Below are 20,119 nucleotides of genomic sequence, written 5' to 3' on the forward strand. Positions count from 1 at the left end.
CAAGCCAAATCAGGCTCCAGCCCTTATGCAGTGCGCGCTGGCAGCTATCAAAAACAAAGCACACTGGCCCACCCACCCCACCGTGAGAGGAAGCACCGCATGAGCACCCGCGATCTGGACTGGAAGCCGCTGGCGCTGGTGCCGCTGCTATCGCTCATCGTGCTGCCCTTCATCGGCTCGCCCAGCACCTGGCTGACGCTGACGGTGGCGGGGCTGGCCATGGGCATGATCATTTTCATCATCGCCTCGGGGCTGACGCTGGTGTTCGGGCTGATGGACGTGCTCAACTTTGGCCACGGCGTGTTCATTGCGCTGGGCGCGTTTGTGGCCACCAGCGTGCTGGGCGCCATGGGCGACTGGACACAGAGCGCGCAGCTGTGGCGCAACCTGGTGGCGGTGCTGCCCGCCATGCTGGTGGCCATGGCGGTGGCGGGCGCCGTGGGCCTGGCGTTCGAGCGCTTTATCGTGCGGCCTGTGTACGGCCAGCACTTGAAGCAAATCCTCATCACCATGGGCGGCATGATCATTGGCGAGGAGCTGATCAAGGTGATCTGGGGGCCGCAGCAAATCCCGCTGCCACTGCCCGAGGGCATGCGCGGCGCCGTACTGGTGGGCGACGCTGCCATCGAGAAATACCGCCTGGTGGCAGTGGCAGTGGGCCTGCTGGTGTTTGGCGTGCTGGCCTATGTGCTCTCGCGCACCAAGGTGGGCCTGCTGATCCGCGCCGGCGTGCAAGACCGCGAGATGGTCGAAAGCCTGGGCTACCGCATCCGGCGGCTGTTTGTGGGCGTGTTTGTGGTGGGCAGTGCGCTGGCGGGCCTGGGCGGCGTGATGTGGGGGCTGTACCAGCAAAACGTGGTGCCGCAAATGGGCGCGCAGGTCAACGTGCTGATCTTTATCGTCATCATCATCGGCGGGCTGGGCAGCACGGGCGGGGCGCTGATTGGTGCGCTCTTGGTGGGGCTGATGGCCAACTACACCGGCTTTTTGCTGCCCAAAGTGGCGCTGTTTTCCAACATTGCGCTGATGGTGGCCATCTTGCTGTGGCGCCCGCAGGGCATCTATCCGGTGGCCAACCGCTGAACAGGAGCCTGACATGCTGAACCGACTCCTCTCGGGCGACTACCCGCGCAGCAAGCTGCTGGCGGCGGTGTTGCTGGCGATTTTTTTCGCTCTGGCGCTGGCGCCGTTTCTGTTTCCGGGCGTCAAGGCGCTGTCGGTGGCGGCCAAGGTGCTGATTTTTGTGGTGCTGGTGGCCAGCTTCGATTTGCTGCTGGGCTATACCGGCATCGTCAGCTTTGCGCACACCATGTTTTTTGGCATTGGCGCCTATGGCATTGCCGTGGCCACCACGCGCCTGGGGCCAACCTGGACGGCGCTGGGCGTGGGCCTGGGTGGGGCGCTGCTCTTGTCGCTGCTGCTGTCGCTGGCGGTGGGGCTGTTCTCGCTGCGGGTGCGGGCCATCTTTTTTGCCATGATCACGCTGGCCGTGGCCTCGGCGTTCCAGACGCTGGCCTCGCAGCTGTCGGACATCACCGGCGGCGAGGACGGCCTGACCTTCAAGGTGCCCGCCGTCTTGTCGCCCAGCTTTGAGCCGTTTGACGAGCCGTTTCTGGGCGTGGCCATCGATGGGCGGCTGATCTGCTACTACCTGCTGTTTGTGCTGGCCGTGGCGCTGGTGCTGGCGCTGCTGCGCATCGTCAACTCGCCCTTTGGCCGGGTGCTGCAAGCCATCCGCGAGAACGAGTTCCGCGCCGAGGCCATCGGCTACCGCGTGGTGGTGTACCGCACCACATCCAGCGTGCTGTCGGCGCTGTTTGCCACCATGGCCGGGGCCATGCTGGCGCTGTGGCTGCGCTACAACGGGCCGGACACCTCGCTCAGCTTTGAAATCATGATGGACTGCCTGCTCATCGTGGTCATTGGCGGCATGGGCACCATATACGGATCGGTCATTGGTGCGGTGCTGTTTCTGGTAGCGCAAAGCTATTTGCAGGATTTGCTGCGGCTGGGCAGCGAGGCGGCGGCCAGCCTGCCGTGGCTGTCGGCGCTGCTCTCGCCCGACCGCTGGCTGCTGTGGCTGGGCGTACTGTTTGTTCTCTCGGTGTACTACTTTCCCACCGGCGTGGTGGGGCGCTTGCGCATGGGGGCGCTGCGCCGGGCGGGTTGACAGTTTTTGGCTGGCGCTGTGGCCCGGGGCGCCGGGCGTGGCACTGGCCCCGTATTGCTGCCGTGCCTCTGCCGCATTTTTGCTACCGCTTTTTCACCTTCAAGGGGCTTTGCCATGTCTCCTGCATCGCGCTATATCACCTGCGCTGGCTACGAAATCCATGTCACCGAATGGGGCGCGCCCGACGCTCCGGCGGTGATTGCCTGGCACGGCCTGGCGCGCACTGGGCGCGATATGGACGAGCTGGCCGCGCACCTGGCCGCGCAGGGCTGGCGCGTGGTGTGCCCCGACACCCTGGGCCGGGGCCTGAGCCAGTGGGGCCGCGATCCGCTGCACGAATACTGCCTGCGCTTTTACGCCCGCCTGGCCGCTGACTTGTTCGATCAGCTGGGCATTGCGAGCGCGCACTGGGTGGGCACCTCCATGGGCGGCGCCATTGGCACCGTGTGCGCCTCGGGCCTGTTTGCGCCGCAGCTCAAGGGCCGCATCCAGAGCCTGGTGCTCAACGACAACGCGCCCGAGCTGTCGGCACTGGCGCTGGAGCGCATCAAGGCCTATGCGGGCCAGCCCCCGGCCTTTGATACCGTGACCGAGCTGGAAGCATTTTTTCGCCAGGTGTACCGGCCCTACGGCTGGCTCAGCGATGCGCAGTGGCGCCGCCTGACCGAAACCTCCACCCGGCGCTTGGGCGATGGCCGCGTCACGCCGCACTACGACCCGGCCATGGTGCAGCAGTTCACGCACCACGCAGACGATTACCTGATTTGGGAGCACTACGACGCCCTCGACATCCCCGTGCTGTGCCTGCGCGGTGCCGAGTCCGATCTGGTGCTGCCCGATACCGTGGCCGCCATGCACCAGCGCGGCCCCGGCGCGCGCGGCCTGCTGCAAGTGATCGAGGTGCCCGGCTGCGGCCACGCCCCCGCGCTGAACGTGCCCGAGCAGCTGGCCTGGGTGGCGGGGTTTTTGCAGCGCAGCGCAGCGCCGGGTGAGGGTGGGGGATGCGGCTCTTTGCTACTAAAATAAGAGCTTTTAACGCTGGTGTTGATTGGTTGAGAGGGCAAAAAGGTTGTGCCAGCCAGGCGCTGACCATGCCCGGTGCCAACGGCATGGGCTCTGCACACCATGATGGTTTCTACACACCTGGTCACCGGCTTTTTTGCGGGTGCCGGGCTGGTCAGTTTTTTGCATTTGCACGATATGGCGGCCGTGGGGTTGCTCATCGGCGCCACCGGGGGCGCGTTGTTGCCCGACATTGACCACCCCAAAAGCTGGCTGGGGCGGCGCATTCCGTTCATTTCCATGCCGATTGCGGCCGTGTTTGGCCACCGGGGCATCACGCACAGCCTGCTGGCGGTGGTGGGCCTGGCGCTGGCGCTGCGCTACGGCCTCGCGCAATGGCAATTGGTGGGCACTGGGTGGGCTTTGGTGGCGGTGGGCGTGGCGGCGGGCTACCTCAGCCACATCGCGGGCGACTTTGTCACCCACGGCGGTGTGCCCTTGCTGTGGCCGGTGAAGCGGCGTTTTTCATCCCCGCTGACGTTTTTGACGGGTGGCGCCTTCGAGCGCTTGCTGGGCTTTGCCCTGGCGCTGGGCGCCGGGTGGGTCTTGCTGGAGCATTTCGCCCCCGAGGTGCTGGATTACGTCCTGAAACACACGCTGACCGTGCTGCGCAGCTTGGCCACCTTCGCCGTGCGCGCCATCGGCGCCGTGTGATCCTGGCGTGGCGCCAACGCGCCCAGCCACCAGCGTACAGCGCAAGGCGCGGGCCGCACACCTTGCCAGGGCCAGAGGCCGCGCTGCCGCCTGCCAGCGCGTGCCCTCAGCCTCTCTCAATCGGGCATAGAGCAGTGTCCGCCCGCCGCCGCCTGGCCTGAGCCTGCGGCGATCAGCGGGGGCTCGTTGCGCAAGTCCACGGGCTCAGAGTGCTGGAAGTCCCAGGCCAGAAAGCCCAGCAGCAGCAACCAGAACGCGCTGCGCAAAATCAGGGTGGTGTTCATTGGCAAAGTCTCCTGCGCAGTTCAGAAATGGAAATGGCGGCGCACGCGCAGCCCAATCAGCGTGCCGCCAAAGGCCAGGGGCACCCAGATCCAGCCGTGGATGCTGCCGGTGGCAATGCCGCTGAGCATGGCGCCCACGTTGCAGCCAAAGGCCAGGCGCGAGCTGTAGCCCATCAGCAGCCCGGCGGCCATGCCCACCAGCCATTGCTGGCCCGTCAGGGGCTTGCTGGTTTCGGTTTTCTTGGCGGCCACCCACAGCGCACCGCCCAGGATGCCGATGTTGGTGATGCTGGTCACGTCCAGCAGCACGGTTTGCGTGATGCGCTGGGCGTTGCCCGGCTGGCTCCAGAACCAGTTGGCGCTGGGGTCAAACGCGCCCACGCCCTGGGCGATTTTTGCGGCCCACAGACCAAAACCATAGACCACGCCCCAGGGCTGGCCCGCCAGCAGCAGGTTGGCCGTGGCCAGCAGCGCCAGCGCGATGGCGCCCACCACCCAGCGTTTGTCCCACAGCGGGTGGGCGTTGCCCGCCCAGCGGCGCACGCCCCAGCCCACCAGCGCCAGCGCCACCAGCGTGGCCGCCAGCGCAGGCATCCAGCCCCAGGTGCTGACCAGGCCCACGGGCTCGGTTTTGCCCAGCGCCAGCCAGCCGTCCAGATGCACCGAGCCCAAAAAGCTGCCCAGCGCAAACACCGGCAAGATCGCCATGTTCAGCGGAATGCCCAGCCCGGCCTTGTACAGCGTGCCCGAGCCGCAGCCGTCGGCAATCTGCATGCTCAGCCCGAAAAAGAAGGCGCCAATCAGCAGGCTGACGCTGGGTGGCCCGAGGGCCGCCGTGAGTTCCGGGAACAGGCCCAGCAGCGGCATGGCCAGCACGGAGGCCAGCGCCAGCAGCAGCAACTGGCCCATCACGCCGCGCGCATCGCGCTGCTCGACCAGCATGCGCCAGCCAGTGGTAAAGCCAAAGCGCGCACCGGCCAGGGCCGCGCCCAGGCCAATGCCCACCAGAAACAACAGGCCCTGGCGAGCCGACACGCTCCAGACCAGAAACACAGCAAAAGCCGCCAGGGCCAATACCAGGGGTAAACGCTTCATCGCACCGCGTCCTTCATCAAATAGGGAAACTCAAAAAGCCAACGCCCCGGCCAGAGTGGACGGGGCGGCGCCTGGAAGAAAGTGAAGCGGCTTATTTGAACAGCGATTTGAGCTGCTGCATGCGGCCTGGCACGTTGTCCATGGGCAGGTGGCTGGCGTCTTGCGTCCAGTCCACCATGGAGCCCGCGTAGAGCTTCACGTTCTTCTGGCCCAGCACTTCGGATTGGGCAAACCAGTTGGTCGCGGCCCAGTGGCCGGTGTTGCAAAAGGCCACGGTTTCCGTTTCGGGTTGCTTGCCCAGCGGGGTGCTGGCGGCGGCCTTTTGCGCTTCGGGCACCGACATCATGGCCGTGCTGCCGGGGGCAAACCAGCGCGAATGCTCGACGTTGACCGCGCCCTTGAGCGTGCCCGCCTGCTTGGCGGCGGCGTGTTTGGTCTCGCCCTGGAAGAAGGCTGCGGGCCGGGCATCGACCAGCAGCGCGTTGCCGGACTTGACCTTCTCGGCCACCTCATCGCGGGTGGCGATGTAGCGCTTGTCCAGTGTGGGTGTGAACTTGGAAGCGGTGATTTGCGGCACCACGTTGTCTTGCGGCAGCTTGGCGCTGGCCCAGGCCTGCATGCCGCCGTTGAGCACCGACAGCTGCTGCACGCCCAGCACCTTCAGCGTCCAGTACACGCGGGCGGCGCTGCCAAAGTCGGTGGTGTCGGCGCCGCTGGAGACGACGACGGCGTGGCTGTCCGGATTCAATCCCAGGCTTTGCACCAGTTGCGTGAGCTGGGGCAGGGCGGGCAGGTCGCCGGGGTTGCTGGCCGGGCCGCGCCATTGGCCGTAGGGCGCCGAGACGGCCCCGGGGATGTGGCTCTCGGCATACGCCTTGGGCTCGCGGATATCGATGATGCGCACTTGCGGCGCCTTGGCCTGCGCTTGCAGATCGGCCGGGCTGAGCAGGGGCTGGGCGGCAAACGCGCTGCTGGCCGCCGTGATGGCAAAGGCGAACTGGAGGATTTTTTTCATGGGGGTTCCTGGGTAAAGCGCCACCGGGCAGCGCAACAATGGGTGCGATTGTGGCCGGGTAAGTCCCCATTCCCAACCATCTTTATTTTGGTTGCTTGTTCGTTTTGGTAATAAACAAGGCGGGTCTTGTGTCTTGGGTGCATTTGGGCGTGCTGCACGGCGCTGTTGCGCTGGTGGCGCCCGGGGGCTTTGCCGCAGGGCGCAGGCCGTGTCGCTCCGCCTTGGCTACAGTGCCGCGCCGGGCCATTGCTTGTCCACCGTCCATATTCTTGGGAGTTTTCCATGCGCATGCGCAAAAAAGCCGACCTGCCGCACAAGGCCTGCGCCACCTGTGGCCTGCCGTTTGCCTGGCGCAAAAAATGGGAAAAAGTCTGGGACGAGGTGCGCTACTGCTCTGACCGCTGCCGCAGCGCGCGCGGTGGTGCCAGCGCTGGCGCCAGCACCAGTCCAACCGCCAGCCACAGCGTTGACACCAGCGCCAGCCATGGCGCGGCCCGCAGCGCCCGGCCTGCATCCACCACCAAAAAATCGTCGCGATGAGCACCACCCTTTACTGGCTGCGCCACGACCTGCGCCTGCACGACAACCCCGCGCTGGCGCTGGCCTGCCGGGGTGCCGAGCAGCTGCTGCCGGTGTTTGTCCACCCGCCGCAAGACGAGGCCAGTCCTTGGGGCTTTGCCCGCGTGGGCGCGCACCGCCGGGCTTTTCTGGCCCAGGCGCTGGCCGATTTGCGCGCCAATCTGCAAGCGCGCGGCAGTGACCTGCTCGAATGCACCGGCGCGCCGCAGATGGTGCTGCCCGCCATCGCCCAGGCGCTGGGCGCGGCGCGCATCGTTTGCGAAGACATCGCCGCGCCCTACGAGCAGGCCGAAGTGGCCGCCCTGCGCGCCGCCGGCCTGGCGGTGCAGACCGTGTGGCAATCGAGCCTGCTGTGCCCTGCCGATTTGCCCTTTGCCATCGATGCGCTGCCGCAGGTGTTCACGCAGTTTCGCCAGGCCGTGGAGCGCGCCGCAGTGCAGCCGCCCGCGCCGTTGCCCACGCCGCAGGCGCTGCCACCGCTGCCGTCCGGGATGGATTTAGGGTCAAAACAGGCTCCAGCCCTTATCCAGAAAGCGCTAGCAGCTATCAAACCAGAAGCAAATGTGGCGCCCAACCAGGCGCTGGCTGCCGGTGCAGCAGATGTTGGCTCAAAACAGCCTCCAGCCCCCGTACAGAAAGCGCAAGCAGCTATCAAAACAGGAGTTGATGCGGCGCCGCTGCACGATCCGCGCTCGTCCTTCCCCTACGCCACGCCTGCCTGCCACGGCGGCGAAACCGCCGCGCTGATTCACTTGCGCCAGTACCTGGCGCGCAAGCTGCCACACAGCTACAAGCAAACGCGCAACGGTTTGATGGGGCTGGACTACTCCAGCAAGTTCTCGTCCTGGCTGGCCACCGGGGCGCTGTCGGCCCGGCAGGTGATGGCCGAGCTGCGTGCCTTTGAAGACCAGCACGGCGCCAACGATGGCACGTACTGGCTGTGGTTCGAGCTGCTGTGGCGCGACCATTTCCGCTTGCTGCACCTGCAACACGGCGCCGCGCTGTACCGCGCCCTGGGCTTGGGCGCTGCGCCGCTGCCGCCGCACCACGCTGCCGGTTTTGCCGTTTGGCGCCGGGGCGACACCGGCCAAAGCCTGGTCGATGCTGGCATGCGCGAGCTGGCCGCCACCGGGTATCTGAGCAACCGCCTGCGCCAAATCGTGGCCAGCTACCTGCTGCACGACCTGGGCGGCGACTGGCGCGCTGGTGCCGCCTGGTTCGAGGCCCAGCTGCTGGACTACGACACCTACAGCAACCAGGGCAACTGGCTGTACGTGGCCGGGCGCGGCACCGACCCGCGCGGCGGGCGCCGCTTCAACCCCGACAAGCAGACCCACGACCACGATGCCGATGGCCAGTACCGCCGCCTGTGGGGCACGGCATGAGCGCCGCTGCCTGCGCCCGCCCAGCGCCTGCCCAGCGGCCACCGAGCTCCCTGGCCGCGCATCTTTTGAATCTTCTTTTGTCTGGAGCCCTGCGCCATGCAATCCCTTCCTGACGGTTACCGCGCCCTGGTCATTGGCCACACCGGCGCCATCGGCAGCGCGCTGCTGCACAACCTGCAAGCCGACCCGCGCTGCGCCCTGGCCCTGGGCGTAGGCCGCCGCAGCGACCCGGCCATCGACTTGGCCGACGAAGCCAGCGTGGCCCGCGCCGCGGCCCAACTGCGCGCGCAGGGGCCGTTCCACTGCATCATCCACGCCGCCGGGGTGCTGCACACGCCGCAATTTCAGCCCGAGAAGCGCCTGGCGCAGCTGAACTACGCGCAGCTGGAGGCCACCTTCCGCGCCAACACCTTTGGCCCCGCGCTGGTGTTGGCGCACTTCGCGCCCTTGCTTGCCCGCCACGAACGCAGCGTGCTGGCCGTGCTCTCGGCCAAGGTGGGCAGCATTGGCGACAACCGCCTGGGGGGCTGGTACAGCTACCGCGCCTCCAAGGCCGCGCTGAACATGCTGCTCAAAACCGCCGCCATCGAAGTGGCCCGCAGCCACCCGCGCGCCACCCTGGTAGCGCTGCACCCCGGCACCGTGGATTCGGCCCTGTCGGCCCCCTTCAACGGCGCCGCCATAGGCCGATCCCCGATGGACGCCGCCACCGACCTGCTGCGCGTGCTCGACAGCTTGCGTCCCGAAGACACGGGGAGTTTTTATGCCTACAGCGGCGAGCGGCTGCCGTGGTGAAGGCGCTCTGGAGCGAGAAAGAACCATGATCGACCACCTGCGCGCCCTGCGCCTGTTCACCCGCATCGTGGAGCTGGGCAGCTTCAGCCGGGCGGCTGAGCAGCTGGGGCTGAACCGGGCTGCGGCCACGCACAGCATCCAGCAGCTGGAGCGCCACCTGGGCGTGCGCCTGCTGGCGCGCACCACCCGGCAGGTCACGCCCACGGTGGAGGGCGCTGCGTACTACGAGCGCTGCGTGGCCATCCTGGCCGATCTGGACGAGGCCGATGCGCAGTTCACCCAGGCAGCGCGGGTGCCGGAGGGGCGCATCCGGCTCGATTTGTCGGCTGCCATGTTCCGCAACGTGCTGGCGCCGGCGCTGCCGGAGTTCAGTGCGCGCTACCCGCAGATACGGCTGGAAGTGAGCGTGACCGACCGGCCCATCGACCTGGTGCGTGAGGGCGTGGACTGCGTGCTGCGCGCGGGCGATTTGCGCGATGTGCCTCTGGTGGCGCGCCGCCTGGCCCACCTGCCCCAGGTGACCTGCGCCAGTGCCGAGTACCTGGCCCGCCACGGCAACCCCTACACGCTGGACGCGCTGGCCCAGCACCACGCGGTGGACTACCTCTCGGCAGCTACGGGCAGGCCGGTGCCGCTGGAGTTTGTGGTGGATGGCAAGCTGCTCACGCGCAAGCTGCCCGCGCGCATCGCCGTCAACAACGGTGACAGCTACATCAGCGCCTGCGTGGCGGGTTTTGGCCTGATCCAGACGCCGTATGCCTTTGTGGCCCCGCTGCTGGCGCAGGGCGTGTTGTGCGAGCTGCTGCCTGCACAGCGCCCGCCGCTGTTGCCGCTGAGCGTGCTCTACCCGCCCAACCGGCAATTGCCCGCGCGGGTGCGGGTGTTCATCGATTGGCTGCTGGCGCTGTTTGCCCGCCCCGACGGGCCAGGCCGCTCGCCGCCGTAGCCAGGAGCGCCGCCAGCCGCTGGCGCTGCGCCGGACAAAGCGGGGTGGCGCAGGGGGCAAGGCACGGGCCAGGCCAGCGCGGGCGGTTTCAGTCCTTGTTGGCCAGGGCGACGAAGTCGGCTTTTTCCATCAGCCACGACACGGCAAAGCCCGCCACCAGCCCCCAGAATGCGGCGCCGATGTTCCAGACGCCCAGGTCGGCCACCGTGACCAGCAGGCTGATCAGCGCCCCCAGCGTGAAGCGGCCACTGCCGAACGAGGCCACAAACGCCCCTTGCAGCACGCGCAGCATGGCCAGGCCGCCCAGCACCATGATGAATTCTTTGGGCGTGGCCAGCATCAGGCCGGTGAAGGTGGGCGCCATCAGGCCAAAGGTCAGGGCGAGTGCGCCAAAGGTCAGCGCGGCGGTGTACTGGCGCTCGCGGGTGCCCGACGAGGTCATCAGCGCATTACTCGGGCCGGTGAGGCAGGTGCTGACCGAGCCTACAGCGGCGCTCAGGAACGAGCCAATGCCGCAAGCGACGGCAATCGCGTTCACGGGCGGCTCATGCCCGGCGGCTTTGAGTACCGCCACGCCCTGGCCGTTTTGCACCACCAGCACCGTGATGGCCAATGGCACCACCAGCTCCACCAGCGCCGCCACCGACCACACCGGCGCCTGCACCACGGGCTGCGCAAAGGTCAGGCTGCCCAGCAAGTCGGGGTTGACCTGCCCGCCCAGCGCCACCGCCACGGCGCCCACCAGCAGCGCGCCAATCAGCGGTGGCAGCCGCTTGCCCAGCGCAGGCAGGGCCGACAGCAGCACAAACGCCACCACCATGGGCGCGGCAATGGTGAGGTTGCTGTGCAGGGCGCGCACCAGATCCAGGCCAAAGCGCAAAAACACCCCGGCCACCATGCCCATCACGATGGGCATGGGCAGCAGCGCCATGATGCGCTTGACCCAGCCGCTCAGCCCCAGCACCAGCACCAGGGCGCTGGTGGCATAAAAGGCGCCCAGCACCTCGGCAAAGCTCAGGTGTTGCAGCGCCGGGCCGACCAGCACCGTGCCCGGAATCGTCCAGGCAAAGCCCAGCGGCGTGCGGTAGCGCAGCGTCATGGTCAGCGTGACCAGACCGTTCATGAAGAACGCGCCAAACACCCACGAGGCCAGCTCCGCCTGCGACAGCCCGCCGCGCACGCCCACCGACAAAATGATGGCCAGCGGCCCCGTGGCAGAAAAGATGAAGGCAATCAGGCCGTTGGTGGCGTAGCCGGGGCCCAAGTCGGCCCAGATGTGGCGCCAACGGGGCAAGGGCAGGGTGGGGTGTTCAAGGGACATGGGGCGTACCGATGGCGAGGGGCGTGTGGCAAACAACGGGCGCGGCACCCGACCCTGCCAGGGGCCCTGCACCGCAAGAGCACAAATTATCGGGATTTGCCTGTGCTGAATAAACACGCAAAAACACCAGCTACTTTTTGTTCTGAAGAAACAATCGGGTGCTGAAAGGGGGGCTGACAAGCGCAGATGGGCACAAGCCCAAGCTGGTTGTCTGGCGTGCCGCCTGTGCGCTGCGGTGGCAGCCTGTACAGTCCGGCGTTCCATTTCTGCGCTACCAAGATTACCTATGAAACACCACGATGCCCACTGCATGGGGGCTTTTGTGCCCCGCGTTGTTCTGGCCCGCAGGGGCGGTGTGAGCGGAGGTGCAGCGTGATTTTTGGCTACACCGAGGCGCAGATTTCCGGCTTCTTCCTCACCTACGGGGTGGGCGCCTTCATGCTGTTTATGCTGTTCATCATCGGGCAGCTGGCCTGGCAGTCCAAGGCGGGAAAGTTTGGCGCCTTGGTGATTTTTTTGGGGCTGGGCCTGGGCATGTTGGGCTTTGCCGCCAAGTTCGTCATCCAGTGGTGGCTGGAGCGTTAGGTTGAAATAGTGCTATTGAAAATATAGCTGCAAGTGCTTATTGGGTAAGCGCCATAGCCACTTTTTATGGTTTTTTTACTGGTGTGCGGCAGTGTCTTGCGGCGGCGGTTTTGGTGCGCCTTCGGTGCTGGGCAGGGGCGGCAAGTCGGGCAGGGTGGCCAGGCGCTGGGCGGCCTTGAAACCTTGCTCCACGGCGCGGCGCAGGTCACTCAGGCGGGCCAGCCAGTCGTACACCGCGTTCACGTCCACCGCACCGCCAGCGCCCGCGTGCAAGAGGGCGGCTTTGGCGGCCTGGTAGCTGTCTTCAAAGGCGTCGCGCGCCTCGCTGGCCAGCCAGGTGCCGGTTTGCGCCTGGTTTTCGCTTTGGGGATCGGCCATCGTAAAAAACGCCAGTGCGCTGGTAAACACCGGCACCACGCAGGCCACGATGTCGGCGCTGGGCGAAGAGGTGGTGTCCGCCCCAGCGGCATGGTCGGGCGCGGCAGCCTCGGGTGCGCTGGCTGGCAGCAGCATGTGTTGCAGCGCGCCGGGCAGCAGCAACAGCGGGGCTGCTGGTGCCGCAGCAGGCGCAGGCCGGGGCGTGTGGCTGCCTTGCACGCCGACGTGGTGCATGACGCGCGCCAGGGTGTCAAAGTGGGTGGCAATGCGCAGCAGCTCGGGCAGCTGCCGGGCCACGTCCTGGGGCATGGGGCGGCGGCTGAGTTCACTGACGAACTGGCCAATGGCCAGCTGCAAATGCTCTACCGTCCCCAGCTGGCGGGCCAGGCGGGCGTCGGACTGGGGCGGTGCGGGTGCCCAGGGCAGGGCCTGCGGGTTCAGGCGTGCGGCGTCGCTGGCCAGCGCCAGCGCCAGGTGGCCCATGCGCGCCAGTTCGCGGCGCAGTGCCTGCAAGGCCAGGCCGGGCACGGCGGCGACGTTGCGGTCGAGGTAGCGCGGGCGGCCCACGTCCTCATCGGCCTGGCCAAAGCGCGCCAGCAACCAGCGCACCAGCGGCCCCGATAGCGGCCACATCAGCAGCACCCCCAGCGCATTGAACGCCGTGTGAAAAATCACCAGCTGCGTCACCACATCGCCACTGCCCGTGGCCCACACGCCCACCGTGTGGATCAGCCACAGCAGCGGTGACAACATGGCCATGGCCACGATGGCCGTGACCACGTTGAAGAACACATGCGCCGCCGCCAGCCGCCGCGCGTTCGACGTAGCGCCAATGGCCGCCAGAATGCCCGTGAGCGTGGTGCCCACGTTGGCGCCAATCACCATGGCCGCGCCCACCTGCACCGACATCATGCCGCCCGCCACGGCGGTCAGCACCAGCGTCAGCGTGGCCGAGGAGGCTTGCAGCACGATGGTCAGCAGCAGGCCCACGCCCACGGCCATGGCCAGACCGGGCAGGTCGTTGCCCAGTGCGGGCAGGGCGGTGGTGGTGCCGGAGAAGCCGTTTTTGAGGATGTCGATGCCCAGAAACATCACGCCAAAACCTGCCAGCGCCGTGCCCAGGCCGCCCCGGCGCGTGCCCTCACCCGTGAGCTTGAGCGCCATGCCCACACCGACAAACGGCAGGGCAAAGGCGTCGATCTTCATCTTGAAGCCAATCCAGGCCACCAGCCAGCCCGTGACCGAGGAGCCCAGGTTGGAGCCAAACACCACCCACAGCGCCGAAGAAAACGTCAGCAACCCGGCGTTGACAAAACCAATCGCCGCCACCGTCATGGCGGTGGACGATTGCAGCAGCGCCGTCAGCAGCACGCCCGTGATCAGCCCGTGCAGGCGCGTGCGCGTCCAAGCGGCCAGAATGCGCTCCAGCGCCCGGCCCGCCGCCATCTTCAGGCCGTCGGTGAGCATGGTCATGCCCACCAGAAACAGGCCCACCCCGCCCAGCAGCGTGATGGCCATGGCGGTGGCGGTGGGTGCGGCGGACATGGTCAGTGCCCTCCCACATCACGCCCGGCGCGCCCGCTGCGCCCACCGCGCGTGCGGTCCGCCAGCTGGCAGGCACGGCGAAAGGCGCGCAGGGTGTGCTCGGCCCGGCCCAGCACGCTGCCGGGCTCGCCCGTGGCCACGCCGTCGGGCCCCAGGCCCGGTGCCTGGCCCGTGAGCAACGCAATGCCTTCACTGGCGTGGTGGGCGGTGTAGATGTGAAAGCGCCCCTGCGCCACGGCGCTGACAATGTGCGGCGCCAGCATCAGCTGCTGTTGGTTGCGCGCCGGGATCAAGGCGCCCTGCGTACCATCCAGCCCTGCCGCCTCGCAGGCGTTGAACCAGCCCTCGATTTTTTCGTTGATACCACCCACCGGCAGCACCTGGCCGTGCTGGTTGAGTGCGCCCGTCACGGCAATGCCCTGCGCCAGCGGCAAGCCCGACAGCGCTGACAGCAGCGCATACAGCTCCGCACACGAGGCCGAGTCGCCCTCCACCCCGCTGTATTCCTGCTCGAACACCACCGAGGCATTCAGCGCCAGCGGCGCGATGTGGCCAAACAGGGCGGTGAGGTAGCTGTGCAGTATCAGCACGCCCTTGTCGTGGATGGGGCCGGACATTTCCACCTCGCGCTCGATGTTCAGCAGCCCCTCGTGCCCGGCAAAGGCGCGCGCCGTGATGCGCACCGGAAAGCCAAAGCGGTAGTCGCCCAGGTCGATTTGCGTCAGCGCGTTGATCTGGCCGATGTGCGCGCCGTGCAGTGTCAGCAGCCGCTCGCCGTCGGCAATGGATTCGTGCAGGCGCTGCTCGGGGTAGTTGTGGCGCAGCATGCGCGCTTGCAGGGCGGCTTCGATGTCGCCGGGCTCGACCAGCGCACCAGCGCGCGCACGGCACAGCGCGGCGCTCTCGATGGCCAGTGCTTCGGTGTGGGCAAACAGGGCGCTTTGGCGGGTCTGGTCGTCGGCCTCGCGGTGGCTTTGCTCCAGCATGCGTGCCACGGCGGCGGCAGAAAAATGCGGCAGGCCCCGCCTGTGTACGGTCTGGGCGATGAACACGGCGGTGGTCTGGCGCGTTTGCGCCGTGGCCCGGAAGGATTCGGCAAAGTCCACCTTGACCCGAAAACGCCGCGCCACTTCGGGGTCGGCTTCTTGCAGGGCGTAATACTCTTCCACTGAGCCGATCAGCACGATCTTGACCTGGATGTCCACCGCCTCGGGTTGCAGCGCCACGGTGGCCATGGGGCCGTGGGCGGCGCCGGGCTCTTCGATTTGCAGGCGGTTGCAGCGCAAAAAGCGCCGCAGCCGCTCCCACAGGCCCTCGTCGCCCAGCAGGTCGCGCAGGTGCAGCATCAAAAAGCCCCCGTGTGCTTTGAGCAGGCTGCCCGCGTGGATGCTGGTGAAGTCGGCCACCAGCATGTCGGCGTCGGCCTGGTACTCGATGCTGCCCAGCAGGCTGCGCGTTTGCGGGTTGTCTTCGATGATGACGGGGGCGCAAGTCAGGCCCGCGTTGTCCACCACCAGGTGGGCCTGGCAGCGTGCCAGCAGGTCGTCCTGGGCGTCTTTGCGTTCGTCTTCGGCGCCGCTGTTGTCGCTGGCGTCGCCCGCCACAAACAGGTGCAGGTGCTCCAGCAGCTGGGTTTGCACCTGGGCCAGCCAGGGCGCCAGGGCGCCGCTGTCCTGCGCCTGTGGGCTCAGGCTGGCGCGCACGCCCTGCAAGGCCTGTGCTACCAGCGGCTGGGCAAACTGGCGGCGCAGTTGCTCCAGTGCGGCGTCGCGCTCGCGTTCCAGCGGGCGCGTGGCTTCCAGAAAGCGGGCGATTTCGCTGCGCAGCGTTTGCTCGGCGGCGTCGATTTCGGCGCGGCGCTCGCGGCCCAGGGCGTGGGCCTCGGCTTCGGTCAGCGGGTGGCCTTTGGTGCCGATCAGCGTAAAGACCATGTGCCCGTCCTCGCGCGAGAGGCGAAAGTGCAGCTTCTCGGCCAGTGCGTCCAGTGTGGCAAAGGCGGCGGCTTCGTCGCGCTGGTAGGTTTTTTCGATGCGATCGCTCTCGGCGCGGTAGTCAGCGGCGGCCAGGCGTTTGGCCAGATCGGTGGGCAGGGCGCGCATGGCCTGCTCCATGCCCTGGCGCAGCAGGCGGCCCTGGCCGGCGGGCAGACGCAGGGCGCGCGGGCGCTCGGGGGTGTCGAAGTGGTGCAAATAGCACAGGTCGGGCGGCACCGGGCGCTGGGCGGCGGCGGCCTGCATGGCCTGGCGCAAGAGCGAGGTGCGGCCACTGCCGACTTCGCCCAGCACGAACAGGTGGTAGTCGGGCTGATCCATCTCCAGGCCAAAGCGGGCGGCCACCTGGGCGCGCTCCTGGCCAATCCAGGGCAGGGGCAGGCCTTGCAGCGCCTCTGTGCTCGCAAAACCCAGCGTGTCGGGGGGGATGGTCAGGCGCAGCTGGTGGGGGGCAAGGGCGGTGGCGGGCATGGATTAGTTTGGTATAAAAAATGGCTCTGGCCCTTATTGGATGGGCGCGAGCAGCTATCAATTTTGAGTTTTAACCGGAAGTGGCTGTGGGCGCAAGCGGGCTTGTGCGGGGCGCTGGGCATTGGGCCAGGACAGTCAGCGTGGTGTGGTGACCCCGTCCCGCTGGCTGGCGGGGCGTTGGCTGCGTGCCGACACCGGCGCGCGCCGTGCGGCCACGGCACCCTTCGGGACTGGTTTCAGTGCGCCACGGGGCAGGCGCCTGCGGGGGCGCCGCCTGCCCGGGCGTGTGCCTGGGCATCGGCCAGCGCGGCAGCATCGGGCAGCTGGGTGGGCCAGCCGCCCAGGTGCTGCTGGGCGATGCGGCTGAGCGCGGTGATCCACAGGTTGCTGTCGTTCAGGCAGGGGATGTAGTGAAACTCTTTGCCCCCCGCGTGCAAAAAGGCTTCGCGCGCTTCCTGGTTGATTTCTTCCAGCGTTTCCAGGCAGTCGCCGGTGAAGCCGGGGCAGATGACATCGACGCGGCCCACGCCCGCCTGGCCCATCTCGATCAGCGTGGGCTCGGTGTAGGGCTGCAGCCACTTGGCCTTGCCAAAGCGCGACTGGAAGGTGACTTGGTAGTCGTCTTTTTGCAGGCCCAGGCGCTGGGCCAGCAGGCGCGCGGTTTTGTGGCTCTCGCAGTGGTAGGGGTCGCCCAGGTGCAGGGTGCGCTCGGGCACGCCGTGAAAGCTCATCACCAGCTTGTCGGGCGGGCCGTGGTGCTTCCAGTGGGTCTGGATGGTGGCGGCCAGGGCGTTGATGTAGCCGGGGTCGTCGTGGTAGTGGTTGACAAAGCGCAGCTCGGGCACGTTGCGCGTGCGTGCAGCCCAGGTGTAGACGGCATCGAACACGCTGGCCGTGGTGGTGCCCGAATACTGCGGGTACAGCGGCAGGATCAGGATGCGCGTGGCGCCCTCGGCCTTGAGGGCGTCGAGCTGGCTGGCAATGGAGGGGTTGCCGTAGCGCATGGCGTGGCGCACCAGCACCTGGTGGCCTGCCTCGCCCAGCCAGCCGCGCAGCAGCGTGGCCTGTTTGCTTGTCCAGACGGCCAGCGGCGAGCCTTCAGGCGTCCAGATACTGGCGTATTTGGCGGCCGACTTGGCTGGGCGCGTGCGCAGGATGATGCCGTGCAGGATCAGCCACCACAGCGGCTTGGGGATTTCCACCACGCGCTGGTCCGACAAAAACTGCCCCAGGTAGCGGCGCAGTGCGGGGGCGGTGGGGGCGTCGGGCGTGCCCAGGTTGCACAGCAAAATGGCCGTGCGCGGGGCCTGGCCGTGGGTGTAGGCGGGTTCGGGTTGAAAAGGCATGAGGGGCATTCTCGCCCAAGGTGTATTCGGATTGGCTGCACACCCGCCTGCAAATTCACGGAATGGCGCATTTGCATTGCCGTTACCCTCGCTTCTATGAAACCAACCCAACCACAAGATCAAAGCCACCTGAAATGGGTGGCTGATTTCATCTGGAACATTGCCGACGACCGCCTGCGCGACGTGTATGTGCGCGGCAAGTACCGTGACGTGATCCTGCCCTTCACAGTGCTGCGGCGACTGGATGCGGTGCTGGAGTCCACCAAACAAGCGGTTTTGGAGCGCAAGAAATTTCTGAACACGCACGGCGTGGCCGAGCAGGACGGCGCCCTGCGCATGGCTGCCGGGCAGGCCTTTTACAACACCTCTGAATCCACGCTTGAAAAGCTCAAGACCAGCACAGCAGGCCAGCGCCTGCGCGATGACTTCATCGACTACCTGAATGGCTTTTCGCCCAACGTCCAGGAAATCCTGACCAAATTCAAATTCCGCGACCAGATTCAAACGCTGGTCGATGCCCACATTCTGGGTTTTCTGATCAACGATTTTCTTGACCCCGACATCAACCTATCACCACTGCCGATCAAAGATGCCGATGGCCGCGTCCGCCTGCCCGCGCTCGACAACCATGGCATGGGCACGGTGTTTGAGGAACTGATCCGCCGCTTCAACGAGGAAAACAATGAAGAGGCTGGCGAGCATTTCACGCCGCGTGACGTGGTACAGCTCATGGCCAAGTTGCTGTTTCTGCCGATTGAAAACCAGATTCAATCGGGCGGTTACACCTTGTACGACGGCAGTTGTGGCACCGGCGGTATGTTGACGGTGGCCGAAGAGGCCTTGCAGGCATTGGCCACCAGTCACCACAAAGAAGTCTCGATTCACCTGTTCGGCCAGGAGATCAACCCCGAAACTTACGCCATCTGCAAGGCCGACCTGTTGCTCAAAGGCGAAGGCGAGGAGGCCGAGAACATCGTCGGTGGTGCAGACAAATCCACGCTGTCAGCCGATGCGTTCAAGGCGCATGAGTTCGACTTCATGCTCTCTAATCCACCCTACGGCAAGAGCTGGAAAACCGACCTCGAACGCATGGGCGGCAAACAGGGCTTGAACGACCCACGCTTTATCGTCAGCCACGGTGGCGACCCCGAATTCAAGCTCCTCACCCGCTCCAGCGATGGGCAACTCATGTTCTTGGTGAACAAGTTGCAAAAGATGAAGCACCACACGCCGCTGGGCAGCCGCATTGCGCTGGTACACAACGGCTCGGCGCTGTTCACGGGCGACGCGGGCCAGGGCGAGAGCAACATCCGCCGCTGGGTGCTGGAGAACGATTGGCTCGAAGCCATCATCGCCCTGCCGCTCAATATTTTCTACAACACCGGTATTGCAACCTATGTCTGGGTGCTCGCCAACAAAAAGGCTGCGCACCGCCAAGGCCGTGTGCAACTGATAGACGCCAGCCAGTGGTTTGGGCCGCTGCGGCGCAACCTGGGCAAAAAGAACTGCGAACTGGGCGATGCCGACATTGCCCGCATCCTCGACCTCTACCTCGGCGATGCACAGGGAACCGCCCAGTCCAAATGGTTCGACACCCAGGACTTCGGCTATTGGAAGATCACCGTAGATCGCCCGCTGCGCCTGAAAAGCCAACTTTCCGACGAGCGCATTGAGCCTCTGCGTTTTGCCTCTGGCGACGAAGCGCTGCGCGCCGAAATCTATGCCACCCACGGCGAGGCGCTCTATACCGAGTTCACTGCGCGCAAACCGACCATTGAGGCGTGGCTGAAAGGCGAGGACGAAAACGAGGACGACGACAGCGAAGACAGCGACAGCGCCGATGACGGGGAGGCGCCCGCCGCGCGCAAGGCCGTACCCGCCAAGCGTCGCAAGAAGCTGCTCGACGCATCAACCTGGCTGCGTGACAAAAGACTGATGGCGGTGGCGCAACGGGTGCAGCAGACACTGGGCAGCGCCATGTTCGACGACCACAATGCATTCCGCTCCCGCTTCGACGCCGCCCTGAAGGCGCAGGGCGACAAGCTCGGTGCGCCGGAGAAAAAAGCCATTTACAAAGCGGTGAGCTGGCGCGACGAGGCTGCACCGCCGGTGGTAGCCAAACGCAGCAAGCTCAAAGCGGGTGAGCACTTTGAACCTGGCTACGACGGCGCCTACCTGGAAACCGTGGGCAAAGACCGTTTCATGGTGGAGTACGAGCCCGACAGCGACCTGCGCGACACCGAGCAGGTGCCACTGAAAGAGCCGGGCGGCATCGACGCCTTTTTTGCCCGCGAAGTGCTACCGCACGCGCCGGACGCTTGGATCGCCACGGACAAAACCCAGATCGGCTACGAGATTTCGTTCGCCCGCTACTTCTACAAGCCCACGCCGCTGCGCACGCTGGCGGAAATCCGCGCCGACATTCTTGCGCTGGAGCAGCAGAGCGAAGGTTTGCTGCACAAGATCGTGGGGGGCGCGTGATGGCGGCAACGAGCAC

At 66.4% G+C, this 20,119-nt stretch carries 17 protein-coding genes; 10 read left to right on the forward strand and 7 right to left on the reverse strand.

Going from position 1 to position 20,119, the window contains the following annotated elements; all coding sequences use genetic code 11:
- Positions 1 to 99 precede the first annotated feature (99 nt).
- The 4 genes from EV674_RS05840 to EV674_RS05855 all read left to right on the forward strand — a co-directional run bounded on the left by EV674_RS05840 (position 100) and on the right by EV674_RS05855 (position 3,886).
- Positions 100 to 1,083 carry a branched-chain amino acid ABC transporter permease gene (locus EV674_RS05840; protein WP_119012522.1) on the forward strand — a complete coding sequence of 328 codons (984 nt, stop codon included), beginning with the start codon at positions 100 to 102 and terminating at the stop codon, positions 1,081 to 1,083.
- A 13-nt stretch (positions 1,084 to 1,096) separates the two neighbouring features.
- Positions 1,097 to 2,170 (forward strand): branched-chain amino acid ABC transporter permease, encoded by a 1,074-nt coding sequence (locus EV674_RS05845; RefSeq protein WP_119012521.1) that lies wholly within the window; start codon positions 1,097 to 1,099, stop codon positions 2,168 to 2,170.
- Between the two features lie 114 nt (positions 2,171 to 2,284).
- The gene (locus EV674_RS05850; RefSeq protein ID WP_119012520.1) at positions 2,285 to 3,196 is read left to right on the forward strand and encodes an alpha/beta fold hydrolase; all 912 of its coding nucleotides are present in this window, start codon (positions 2,285 to 2,287) and stop codon (positions 3,194 to 3,196) included.
- 102 nt (positions 3,197 to 3,298) lie between these two features.
- Complete coding sequence (locus EV674_RS05855) at positions 3,299 to 3,886, forward strand: metal-dependent hydrolase (RefSeq protein WP_157983667.1); 588 nt, start codon at positions 3,299 to 3,301, stop codon at positions 3,884 to 3,886.
- A gap of 116 nt (positions 3,887 to 4,002) precedes the next feature.
- Here the strand turns inward: EV674_RS05855 and EV674_RS17350 are convergent, their stop codons facing one another.
- From EV674_RS17350 to EV674_RS05865, 3 genes are all read right to left on the reverse strand, one after another.
- On the reverse strand, positions 4,003 to 4,170 hold the full coding sequence (locus EV674_RS17350) for a hypothetical protein (RefSeq protein WP_165887071.1): 168 nt from the start codon (positions 4,168 to 4,170) through the stop codon (positions 4,003 to 4,005).
- 21 nt (positions 4,171 to 4,191) lie between these two features.
- Entirely contained in the window at positions 4,192 to 5,265 is a 1,074-nt protein-coding gene (locus EV674_RS05860; protein WP_119012518.1) for a YeeE/YedE thiosulfate transporter family protein, read from the reverse strand.
- 91 nt (positions 5,266 to 5,356) lie between these two features.
- Positions 5,357 to 6,280, reverse strand: coding sequence for a sulfurtransferase (locus EV674_RS05865; protein ID WP_119012517.1), 924 nt, complete (start codon positions 6,278 to 6,280; stop codon positions 5,357 to 5,359).
- A gap of 282 nt (positions 6,281 to 6,562) precedes the next feature.
- Between EV674_RS05865 and EV674_RS17995 the strand changes: the two genes are divergently transcribed.
- The 4 genes from EV674_RS17995 (at position 6,563) to EV674_RS05885 (ending at position 9,985) form a co-directional block, all read left to right on the forward strand.
- Positions 6,563 to 6,820, forward strand: a complete 258-nt coding sequence (locus EV674_RS17995; protein ID WP_119012516.1) for a DUF2256 domain-containing protein — start codon at positions 6,563 to 6,565, stop codon at positions 6,818 to 6,820.
- Positions 6,817 to 8,244: a DASH family cryptochrome gene (locus EV674_RS05875; RefSeq protein WP_119012515.1), complete on the forward strand. Its 1,428-nt coding sequence runs from the start codon at positions 6,817 to 6,819 to the stop codon at positions 8,242 to 8,244. Before EV674_RS17995 ends, EV674_RS05875 begins: the two co-directional genes overlap by 4 nt.
- Before the next feature lie 96 nt (positions 8,245 to 8,340).
- On the forward strand, positions 8,341 to 9,039 hold the full coding sequence (locus tag EV674_RS05880) for an SDR family NAD(P)-dependent oxidoreductase (protein WP_119012514.1): 699 nt from the start codon (positions 8,341 to 8,343) through the stop codon (positions 9,037 to 9,039).
- Entirely contained in the window at positions 9,008 to 9,985 is a 978-nt protein-coding gene (locus EV674_RS05885) for a LysR family transcriptional regulator (protein WP_341539454.1), read from the forward strand. Before EV674_RS05880 ends, EV674_RS05885 begins: the two co-directional genes overlap by 32 nt.
- Positions 9,986 to 10,073: 88 nt before the next feature.
- On the opposite strand, the gene EV674_RS05890 is transcribed toward EV674_RS05885, so the two are convergent.
- Positions 10,074 to 11,306, reverse strand: a complete 1,233-nt coding sequence (locus tag EV674_RS05890; protein ID WP_119012513.1) for a benzoate/H(+) symporter BenE family transporter — start codon at positions 11,304 to 11,306, stop codon at positions 10,074 to 10,076.
- Between the two features lie 372 nt (positions 11,307 to 11,678).
- Between EV674_RS05890 and EV674_RS05895 the strand changes: the two genes are divergently transcribed.
- Positions 11,679 to 11,891, forward strand: coding sequence for a DUF2788 domain-containing protein (locus tag EV674_RS05895; protein WP_119012512.1), 213 nt, complete (start codon positions 11,679 to 11,681; stop codon positions 11,889 to 11,891).
- 75 nt (positions 11,892 to 11,966) lie between these two features.
- Here EV674_RS05895 and EV674_RS05900 read toward each other — a convergent pair whose 3' ends face one another.
- The 3 genes from EV674_RS05900 to hemH form a co-directional block, all read right to left on the reverse strand.
- Positions 11,967 to 13,814 carry a Na/Pi cotransporter family protein gene (locus EV674_RS05900; protein ID WP_119012511.1) on the reverse strand — a complete coding sequence of 616 codons (1,848 nt, stop codon included), beginning with the start codon at positions 13,812 to 13,814 and terminating at the stop codon, positions 11,967 to 11,969.
- 2 nt (positions 13,815 to 13,816) lie between these two features.
- Positions 13,817 to 16,276: a Lon protease family protein gene (locus EV674_RS05905; protein ID WP_119012510.1), complete on the reverse strand. Its 2,460-nt coding sequence runs from the start codon at positions 16,274 to 16,276 to the stop codon at positions 13,817 to 13,819.
- Positions 16,277 to 16,512: 236 nt separating this feature from the next.
- Positions 16,513 to 17,622: a ferrochelatase gene (gene hemH, locus EV674_RS05910; RefSeq protein WP_119012509.1), complete on the reverse strand. Its 1,110-nt coding sequence runs from the start codon at positions 17,620 to 17,622 to the stop codon at positions 16,513 to 16,515.
- 96 nt (positions 17,623 to 17,718) lie between these two features.
- Here hemH and EV674_RS05915 point away from each other — a divergent pair, with 96 nt between their 5' ends.
- Entirely contained in the window at positions 17,719 to 20,103 is a 2,385-nt protein-coding gene (locus tag EV674_RS05915) for a type I restriction-modification system subunit M (RefSeq protein ID WP_119012508.1), read from the forward strand.
- The last annotated feature ends 16 nt before the right edge of the window (positions 20,104 to 20,119 follow it).

Source organism: Simplicispira metamorpha (assembly GCF_004341365.1).
In the GTDB taxonomy this organism is placed as follows: domain Bacteria; phylum Pseudomonadota; class Gammaproteobacteria; order Burkholderiales; family Burkholderiaceae_C; genus Simplicispira; species Simplicispira metamorpha.

Excerpts from the sequence above, each read along its gene's own strand:
- EV674_RS05915 (WP_119012508.1), top strand. The coding sequence starts at position 17,719 with ATGAAACCAACCCAACCACAAGATCAAAGCCACCTGAAATGGGTGGCT.
- EV674_RS05845 (WP_119012521.1), top strand. The coding sequence starts at position 1,097 with ATGCTGAACCGACTCCTCTCGGGCGACTACCCGCGCAGCAAGCTGCTG.
- EV674_RS05860 (WP_119012518.1), bottom strand. The coding sequence starts at position 5,265 with ATGAAGCGTTTACCCCTGGTATTGGCCCTGGCGGCTTTTGCTGTGTTT.
- EV674_RS05905 (WP_119012510.1), bottom strand. The coding sequence starts at position 16,276 with ATGCCCGCCACCGCCCTTGCCCCCCACCAGCTGCGCCTGACCATCCCC.
- EV674_RS05855 (WP_157983667.1), top strand. The coding sequence starts at position 3,299 with ATGGTTTCTACACACCTGGTCACCGGCTTTTTTGCGGGTGCCGGGCTG.
- EV674_RS05850 (WP_119012520.1), top strand. The coding sequence starts at position 2,285 with ATGTCTCCTGCATCGCGCTATATCACCTGCGCTGGCTACGAAATCCAT.
- EV674_RS05865 (WP_119012517.1), bottom strand. The coding sequence starts at position 6,280 with ATGAAAAAAATCCTCCAGTTCGCCTTTGCCATCACGGCGGCCAGCAGC.
- EV674_RS05900 (WP_119012511.1), bottom strand. The coding sequence starts at position 13,814 with ATGTCCGCCGCACCCACCGCCACCGCCATGGCCATCACGCTGCTGGGC.
- EV674_RS17995 (WP_119012516.1), top strand. The coding sequence starts at position 6,563 with ATGCGCATGCGCAAAAAAGCCGACCTGCCGCACAAGGCCTGCGCCACC.
- EV674_RS05885 (WP_341539454.1), top strand. The coding sequence starts at position 9,008 with ATGCCTACAGCGGCGAGCGGCTGCCGTGGTGAAGGCGCTCTGGAGCGA.
- hemH (WP_119012509.1), bottom strand. The coding sequence starts at position 17,622 with ATGCCTTTTCAACCCGAACCCGCCTACACCCACGGCCAGGCCCCGCGC.
- EV674_RS05875 (WP_119012515.1), top strand. The coding sequence starts at position 6,817 with ATGAGCACCACCCTTTACTGGCTGCGCCACGACCTGCGCCTGCACGAC.
- EV674_RS05880 (WP_119012514.1), top strand. The coding sequence starts at position 8,341 with ATGCAATCCCTTCCTGACGGTTACCGCGCCCTGGTCATTGGCCACACC.
- EV674_RS17350 (WP_165887071.1), bottom strand. The coding sequence starts at position 4,170 with ATGAACACCACCCTGATTTTGCGCAGCGCGTTCTGGTTGCTGCTGCTG.
- EV674_RS05890 (WP_119012513.1), bottom strand. The coding sequence starts at position 11,306 with ATGTCCCTTGAACACCCCACCCTGCCCTTGCCCCGTTGGCGCCACATC.
- EV674_RS05840 (WP_119012522.1), top strand. The coding sequence starts at position 100 with ATGAGCACCCGCGATCTGGACTGGAAGCCGCTGGCGCTGGTGCCGCTG.